This window comes from Streptomyces sp. Isolate_45 (genome assembly GCF_024721315.2).
Classification (GTDB): Bacteria; Actinomycetota; Actinomycetes; order Streptomycetales; family Streptomycetaceae; genus Streptomyces.
The window spans coordinates 1-8,286 of sequence record NZ_JANFAK020000251.1 but is presented as its reverse complement, the minus strand read 5'-3'; the positions used below and the strand labels follow the sequence as shown (position 1 = coordinate 8,286).

The window sequence follows — 8,286 nt, the reverse complement described above, 5'->3', positions numbered from 1 at the left end:
CCGTGATCTACAGTTGCTGTAACAATCTTTCCATACACGACGCTCTTCCGATCTCCGGCCCACCGCCGATCCCGTCGTCACCGGCGCCGCGGGGGAGCCGACGCAGGAGCCCGCGCCGGAGCCCGCCGTCGAGCCCGCGCCCGAGGCCGTCGCGTCGCCCGAGGCGATCGCCGAGCCGGTCCCGGAGCACCCGACCGAGCAGCCGGCGGAGCAGGCCGCCCAGCCGGCGGAGCAGGCCGAGCCCGTCGTGGTGGCGGCGCCCGAGCCGGAATCCGTACCGGAGCCGGTTGCGGAGGCTCCTGTGGCACCCGAGGCCGTCGCGGCTCCTGAGGCCGCCGTACCCGAGGCCGCCCCGGCCCCCCAGGTCGCCGAGGCCGTCGTGGCCCCCGACGCCGTCGCTGTACCCGAGCCCGCGCCCGAGCCGGTCGTGCCGGAGCTCCCGGAGCCCGCCGAGCAGCCCGAGGCGCCCCCGGCGGCCCCCGAGGCGCCGGCCGCCGTCGAGGTCCCTGCCGAGCCGGTGCCCGCCGAGGCCCCCGCCGCCCCCGAGGCCGCTGTGGCCCCGCCGGCTCCCGCGGAGCCCGTGGCCGGGGCGCCGGTCGAGCAGGCCCCCGCAGAAACGGTGGTCCAGGCCCCCGTCGAGCCGCAGCCCGAGCCCGTCCCGGCCGCGGAGCCCGAGGCCCGGGTCGACGACGCCCCGGCCGATGTCCCGGTTGCCGCCCAGGCCGACGTACCGGCCGAGCCCGCCCCCGAAGCGGTCGAGGCGCCCGCCCCGCCCGTACCCGCCGAGGCCGCGCAGCAGGCGGCCCCCGAGGCCGTGGAGCCCCTCGCCGCGGCAGCGCCCGCGCCGGCCGACGTACCGGCCGAGGCCGCTGCCGTCCCCGAGGCCGCCGAGGTCGTGGCGCACCCCGAGGCGCCCGGTCTCCCCGAGGTCGTCCCCGTGTCCGTCGGCGAGGCCGCCCCCGGGTACGCCGACGCCGAGCGCGAGGCCGTCCTGCGCGTCATGCGCGAACGCCGCGACATCCGCAAGGGCTTCCGTACCGACCCCATCCCGCACGAGGTGCTCCTGCGCGTCCTGGAGGCGGCCCACACCGCCCCCAGCGTCGGCCACTCGCAGCCCTGGGACTTCGTCGTCATCCGGTCGGCCGAGACCCGCCGGACCATGCACGAGCTCGCCCAGCGCCAGCGCGAGGCGTACGCCAAGTCGCTGCCCAAGGGCCGGGCGAAGCAGTTCAAGGAACTCAAGATCGAGGCCATCCTCGACACCCCGGTGAACATCGTCGTCACCGCCGATCCCACCCGCGGCGGCCGGCACACCCTGGGCCGGCACACGCAGCCGCAGATGGCCCCGTACTCCTCCGCCCTCGCCGTCGAGAACCTCTGGCTCGCCGCCCGCGCCGAAGGCCTCGGCGTCGGCTGGGTCAGCTTCTTCGACGAGCGCGAGATGGTCCGTGCGCTCGGCCTGCCGGAGCACCTGGAGGTCGTCGCCTACCTGTGCGTCGGGTACGTCGACGAGTTCCCCGAGGAGCCCGAGCTGGCGCAGGCGGGCTGGTCCCAGCGCCGCCCGCTGGCCTGGGTCGTCCACGAGGAGACGTACGGGCGCCGCGCGCTGCCCGGCGAGGAACCGCACGACCTCCTCTCGGAGACCGTCGCCGGCATCCGCCCGCTCGACGCGAAGGCGCTCGGCGAGGCCTGGGAACGGCAGAAGCGCATGACCAAGCCCGCCGGGGCGCTGGGCATGCTGGAGATCATCTCCGCCCAGCTGTCCGGGCTCTCCCGGGTCTGCCCGCCGCCGATCCCCGAGCCCGCCGCCGTCGCGATCTTCGCCGGTGACCACGGCGTCCACGCCCAGGGCGTCACCCCGTGGCCGCAGGAGGTCACGACCCAGATGGTCGCGAACTTCCTGGGCGGCGGGGCCGTGTGCAACGCCTTCGCCAACCAGGTCGGCGCCGAGGTCTGCGTCATCGACGTCGGCGTGGCCGGGGACCTCCCCGCCACGCCCGGCCTGCTCCCGCGCAAGGTCCGCGCGGGCACGGCAGACCTCTCCGTCGGCCCCGCGATGACCCGCGAGGAGGCCGTCGCGGCCATCGAGGTGGGCATCGAGACCGCCCGCGACCTCGTCGCCGCCGGGAACAAGGCCCTGCTCACCGGCGAGATGGGCATCGCGAACACCACCGTGTCCGCGGCCCTGATCTCGGTGTTCACCGGCGTCGACCCGGCGGAGGTCACCGGTCGTGGCACCGGCATCAACGACGAGACCCACACCCGCAAGATCGAGGTCGTACGCCGCGCCCTGGAACTCCACCAGCCCGACCCGGCGGACCCGATCGGTGTCCTCGCGGCCATCGGCGGCCTGGAGCACGCGGCGATCGTCGGCCTGCTCCTCGGCGGCGCCTCCCTGCGCACCCCGGTGATCCTGGACGGCGTCAGCGCCGGCGCGGCCGCCCTGGTGGCCCGGGCCATCGCCCCGGAGTCCCTGTCGGCCTGCATCGCGGGCCACCGCAGCGCGGAGCCGGGTCACGTGGCGGCCCTGAACAAGCTCGGACTGCGCCCGCTGGTCGACCTGGACCTTCGCCTCGGCGAGGGCACGGGCGCCCTGCTGGCCCTCCCGCTGGTGCAGAGCGCGGCCCGCGCGATGCACGAGGTGGCCACCTTCGACTCGGCGGGCGTCACCGAGAAGTAGGACACCGGGCCCCCTCCACCCGGAGCCCCGAGCCCGGTTCCCACCACGGGAACCGGGCTCAACACGTCCCCGCCCCACGTCCCCCACAACGCGCGCCCCCCGCCCGCCACACCGACCCTCCCCCGTCCGGCCCACAGGGGCCCGGGGTCGTCCCCCAGGAGCGGCCCGGACACCCCCGAGGCACCCCGGCGGGCCGCCCCGGGATCCGGTCCGCCGGCCACCCCCGGGAACCGTCCGCAGGGTCTCACGAGGCCCTCCCGCCACGCCCACGGGCGAGATCCGCCGGCTCGCCCACGCCCACTCCGCCACGCCCGGCCAGGGCAGCCGCCCACCCCGCCACGCCCGGCCGGCGCACCCGCGCCGTAAGGTGGACCCGGACCACAAACCGCACGTCAGTCCCCCCGCCGCTCCAGCGCCGCAGCGGCACGCAACCCCCGCCGCATCAGGAGCCGCAACCGCCATGGCAAACCCGGCATACCCCGCCTATCCCGTCGGCCTCCGCCTCGCCGGGCGCCGCGTCGTCGTCATCGGCGGCGGCCAGGTCGCCCAGCGCCGCCTGCCCGCGCTGATCGCGGCCGGTGCCGACGTCCTGCTCATCTCGCCCTCCGCGACGCCCTCCGTGGACGCGATGGCCGAGACCGGCGAGATCCGCTGGGAGCGCCGCCGGTACCAGGACGGAGACCTCGCCGGAGCCTGGTACGCCCTGATCGCGACGCAGAACCGGGACGACAACGAGCGCGTCTCCGCGGAGGCCGAACGCGAGCGCGTCTGGTGCGTCCGCGCCGACGACGCCTCCGCCGCTACCGCCTGGACCCCGGCCACCGGCCGCGTCGAGGGGGTCACCGTCGCCGTGCTGACCGGCAACGACCCGCGCCGCTCCGCCGCCGTCCGTGATGCCGTCGTCGAGGGCCTGCGCGACGGCTCCCTCGTCGCCCCCGGCCACCGCCACAAGAACACCCCTGGCGTCGCCCTCGTCGGCGGCGGCCCCGGTGACCCGGACCTGATCACCGTCCGCGGCCGCCGCCTGCTGGCCGAGGCCGACGTGGTCATCGCCGACCGGCTCGGCCCCCGTGACCTCCTCGACGAACTCCCGCCGCACGTCGAGGTCATCGACGCCGCGAAGATCCCGTACGGCCGGTTCATGGCCCAGGAGGCCATCAACAACGCCCTGATCGAGCACGCCAAGGCGGGCAAGGCCGTGGTCCGCCTCAAGGGCGGGGACCCGTACGTCTTCGGCCGCGGCATGGAGGAACTCCAGGCCCTCGCTGAGGCGGGCATCGCCTGCACCGTCGTGCCCGGCATCTCCAGCTCCATCTCGGTGCCCGGCGCGGCCGGAATCCCGGTCACCCACCGCGGCGTCGCGCACGAGTTCACCGTGGTCAGCGGCCACGTCGGCCCCGACGACGAGCGTTCCCTCGTGGACTGGGCCTCCCTCGCCAAGCTCACCGGCACCCTGGTGATCCTGATGGGCGTCGACAAGATCGGCCTGATCGCCGCGGCGCTGGTCCGCCACGGACGCTCCGCCGACACCCCCGTCGCCGTGATCCAGGAGGGCACCACCGCCACCCAGCGCCGGGTGGACGCCACCCTGGCCACCGTCGGCGAGACCGTCCGCGCCCAGGAGGTCCGCCCGCCCGCCGTCATCGTCATCGGCGAGGTCGTCCGAGTCGGCACCTCCACGACCCCCGTGACGCTCACGACCCCCGCGACGCCCGCGACCCCCGAGTCCGGATCGACCCCCGAACTCCCCACCACCAGCGCCTGACAGGCCGTTGGCACCACACCCAGGACAAGGCAGTATCACCCTGTGGCTGATCTCATCACCGTCGAAGACCCCGACGACCCGCGCCTGCGCGACTACACGGGCCTGACCGACGTCGAACTCCGGCGCCGGCGCGAGCCCGCGGAAGGCCTGTTCATCGCCGAGGGCGAGAAGGTCATCAGACGGGCCAAGGACGCCGGGTACGAGATGCGCTCGATGCTGCTCTCCGCCAAGTGGGTCGACGTCATGCGCGATGTCATCGACGAGCTCCCCGCCCCCGTCTACGCCGTCAGCCCGGAGCTCGCCGAGCGCGTCACCGGCTACCACGTCCACCGCGGCGCCCTGGCCTCCATGCAGCGCAAGCCGCTGCCCACGGCCGAGGAACTGCTGTCCACGGCCCGCCGCGTCGCCGTCATGGAAGCCGTCAACGACCACACCAACATCGGCGCCATCTTCCGCAGCGCCGCCGCCCTCGGCATGGACGCCGTCCTGCTGTCCCCCGACTGCGCGGACCCGCTCTACCGCCGCTCGGTGAAGGTCTCCATGGGCGCCGTGTTCTCCGTCCCGTACGCCCGCCTCGAAGCCTGGCCCAAGAGCCTGGACTCGGTCCGGGAAGCGGGCTTCAAGCTGCTCGCCCTCACCCCGCACGAGAAGGCCTCCCCGATCGACGAGGCGGCCCCCCGAACCCTGGACCGGGTCGCGCTCATGCTCGGCGCGGAGGGCGACGGACTGTCCACCCAGGCGCTGGTCGCGGCCGACGAATGGGTCCGCATCCCGATGGCGCACGGCGTCGACTCGCTCAACGTGGGCGCGGCCGCGGCCGTCGCCTTCTACGCGGTGGCCGGCGCCTCCGGGTCGTAACCGCCCGCTCCACGCACGCACCCGTGTGCGGACCGGCTCCGGCCGGTCCGCACACGCGCTTTCAGAGCCGTTGCGCGAGGGCGATGCCCAGGGCGACCACCAGGGTCACCACGACGAACACGATCAGCCGCTGCCGCATCAGCTTCGGGTCGGGCCGGGAGGGCCGACGCCCCGCACCGGTCGTCCGCGGCGCCTGCCGCCCGCCGGTACGCCCGGCCGTACGCCCCGCGGTGGAGCCCGGCTGGTTGCGCGGCGACGACGGCCGCGAGTGCGGCCCACTGTTCGGGCCCTGCGCCCGCGGCGTGGGCGTACCGCCGCCGGTACGACGTTCCGTGCGCTGCTCGGCGTACTCGTCGGCGATCCGCCCCGTCGGCCGCTCCACGCGGGCGCGCTGCGCGGGCGGCCTGCCGTCGCCGAGCCCCTGCGCCTCGCGGGCGGCGATCTCCTTCAGCCGCATCGACAGCTGGAGCGTGGTCGGCCGGTCCTCCGGATCCTTGGCCAGGCAGGCCGAGACCAGCGGCGCGAGGGCGTCCGGCACCCCCTGGAGGTGCGCCTCCTCGTGCACGACCCGGTACAGCATCACCTCGGAACTGCCGTGCCCGAAGGGCGAGTCGGCGGTCGCCGCGTAGGCCAGGGTGGCGCCGAGCGCGAACACGTCCGTGGCCGGGGTGACCGCGGCGCCGCGTACCTGTTCGGGCGCGAGGAAGCCGGGGGAGCCGACGGCGGTGCCCACGTGCGTGAGGGTGCTCGCACCGGTCGCCCAGGCGATGCCGAAGTCGATGATCCGGGGACCCTTGGGGGAGAGCAGGATGTTCGAGGGCTTGAGGTCCCGGTGGACGACCCCCGCCTCGTGCACGGCGACCAGGCCCTCGGACAGCGCGGCGCCGATCGCGGCGATCTGCGCCGCCGTCAGCGGACCCTCCTCGGCGACCTTGTCGTGCAGCGAGGGACCGGGCACGTACTGGGTGGCGAACCAGGGGCGCTCGGCGTCCAGGTCGGCGGCCACCAGCCGCGCCGTGCACCCGCCGCGGATCCGCCGGGCGGCGGACACCTCGCGTGCGAAGCGCGAACGGAACTCCTGGTCCTCGGCGAGGTCGGGACGGATCACCTTGAGGGCGACGCGCTGTCCGCGCCGGTCGGACCCCAGGTAGACCACGCCCATTCCGCCCGCACCGAGCCGCCGGTGCAGTCTGAACGAGCCGACGACACGCGGGTCCTCGCGCCGGAGCCGCATCATCGCCATGTCCACCCCGCTGACCGGTCGTCCTGTTGACCTGGCACAGCTTACGGACCATCCGGCATGCGCGCTCAGAGGCCGCGCCCTCGCCGCAGGATTCGATTGTCAGTACGGAGCAGGCCACTTGGGGGTTGCGCCGCCCGATCGGGCACTCTTTGCCCCGAACCCGTGTCATTCCCCAAGAGGCCCTCGCCCCAAGGCGATTGGAAGTCCACCGGCGTGCCCGGACGGGCGGACGCGGCCCACACCGGGCCGAACGGCCGCAGGGGCGCGTCAACGTCCCGCACGAGGACACGCGTGCGCGGGGAGTGACGGAAGTGAGCGAAGTCACTACCCTCCGGTCATCCCCTCCGGGAAGACCCTCACAACGGGGGAGCGGTCTCCACCCAGGGGAGTAGTCGGGGGCGGGTACGTCATCCTCCCGGAGGCCCGCCAATGGGTACGAGGGCATGAGGCCGGCGGCCTTGCGCCCGCCTAGTGTTGAGGACAAGCGGCGGGTGACGCACTCGTCCCCCGAGGTCAAGCCCGCCGCTGCCAAACGACAGGGAGAGGACCATGGCGGACATCGCACGGCAGGGACGCAAGGCATTCGCGTTCAACGGCCATGAGTCCGGTACGCGCCACCCGCTGGTGGCCGCGGCCATGGTGCTCCCCCTGGCCGCCGTCCTGCTCTTCCTCTTCGGAGGCTTCGACCAGGTGGTGGCACAGGCGTCGTCCGTGGGCGTGATGCTGGGGCGCTGAGCGGCGCACCAGGCCCGGGAGAGCGGCCCGGGCCGGGACATCGGCCTGTCGAACCCCGTGGGGACGGGGGCGCGACGGACGGCAGGTGAAGGGTGCTGCCCGTACGGCTGGGGAGCCGGACGGGCAGCACCCTTTTCAACGCCCCCACCCTGGTGGGCTGTCGGGCCGATCGGCACGCCGCCGTTGCCCGGGACGCCGGGAGGGGCGGGTCGGGCGGCCCTCGACGCGGCCTTCCTCGAAGCACACCGACCGGGTCGTCGCGATCGTCCGGGCCGAAGCCGTCATGACGGGCGGCGGACGTCACCGTCCGGACGGCTGCTGTCCGCCCCGCAGGAGCGGGGGGCGCTCGCGACCTCCCTGACGGACACCTCGACCGGCTGCCCCGGCCTCGGCATCGCAGGACGACCTCGTCCGCCACGCCGAGTCGCGGTCGAAGACCGGCGGGCTCCGGCGAATCGGGGTCGGCGCCCCGGTGCGCGGCCGGTCCGGGCCGGTCCGGTCCCGGCGTGCGGGGGTTCCGACCGGCGGCTGTCCTGCCGGTGGGCGGCACCCACCGGCGCCCGGCGCTGCAGCCCTCGCCCTCGCCCTCGCCCTCGTCCGACGGTTCGCGCGGCCGGAACCTGCGCGTGCGGTAGGACCGACCGGTCCTCCGCGGCGCCTGCCGCCCACGGGTACGCCCGGCCGTACGCCCCGTGGTGGAGCCCGGCCGGTTGCGCGGCGATGACGTCACCGGAAGAGGCCGCGTCCTCACCGCCCGCGGCGGCCAGGGCCCAGCCGCCCGAGCGCCCCGGGCGGCCCGGACCCCACGGGCGTCGCGGCGACATCCCGAGGACTCCCTGCGCACCTCCGTCTCCGGGGCGGGATCGGTCGTACCCTCCTGGTGGGAGAAGGGGGCAGGATGATCCAGGACACCGCACCGGGCACGACCACGCGCACCACAGCCGCCACACGCCCGCACGCCGCCTCCGCCCCTCCGCCCGCCCGGCGACTGCCCGCGCTGCCGCC

At 75.3% G+C, this 8,286-nt stretch carries 4 protein-coding genes and 1 pseudogene; 4 read left to right on the top strand and 1 reads right to left on the bottom strand.

Annotated features, from left to right (window positions below; all coding sequences use genetic code 11):
* Positions 1 to 112: 112 nt before the first annotated feature.
* From cobT to NOD94_RS38795, 3 genes and pseudogenes are all read left to right on the top strand, one after another.
* Positions 113 to 2,680, top strand: a pseudogene (cobT, locus tag NOD94_RS38805) (nicotinate-nucleotide--dimethylbenzimidazole phosphoribosyltransferase); the annotation flags it as partial.
* Between the two features lie 460 nt (positions 2,681 to 3,140).
* Positions 3,141 to 4,445 (top strand): uroporphyrinogen-III C-methyltransferase, encoded by a 1,305-nt coding sequence (gene cobA / locus NOD94_RS38800; RefSeq protein ID WP_281210955.1) that lies wholly within the window; start codon positions 3,141 to 3,143, stop codon positions 4,443 to 4,445.
* 42 nt (positions 4,446 to 4,487) lie between these two features.
* A complete protein-coding gene (locus NOD94_RS38795) occupies positions 4,488 to 5,303 on the top strand; it encodes an RNA methyltransferase (protein ID WP_281210954.1) in 816 nt (271 codons plus the stop codon).
* A gap of 61 nt (positions 5,304 to 5,364) precedes the next feature.
* Here the strand turns inward: NOD94_RS38795 and NOD94_RS38790 are convergent, their stop codons facing one another.
* Positions 5,365 to 6,546 carry a serine/threonine-protein kinase gene (locus tag NOD94_RS38790; RefSeq protein ID WP_281210953.1) on the bottom strand — a complete coding sequence of 394 codons (1,182 nt, stop codon included), beginning with the start codon at positions 6,544 to 6,546 and terminating at the stop codon, positions 5,365 to 5,367.
* Positions 6,547 to 7,095: 549 nt separating this feature from the next.
* Here NOD94_RS38790 and NOD94_RS38785 point away from each other — a divergent pair.
* Positions 7,096 to 7,281: a hypothetical protein gene (locus NOD94_RS38785; RefSeq protein ID WP_281210952.1), complete on the top strand. Its 186-nt coding sequence runs from the start codon at positions 7,096 to 7,098 to the stop codon at positions 7,279 to 7,281.
* The last annotated feature ends 1,005 nt before the right edge of the window (positions 7,282 to 8,286 follow it).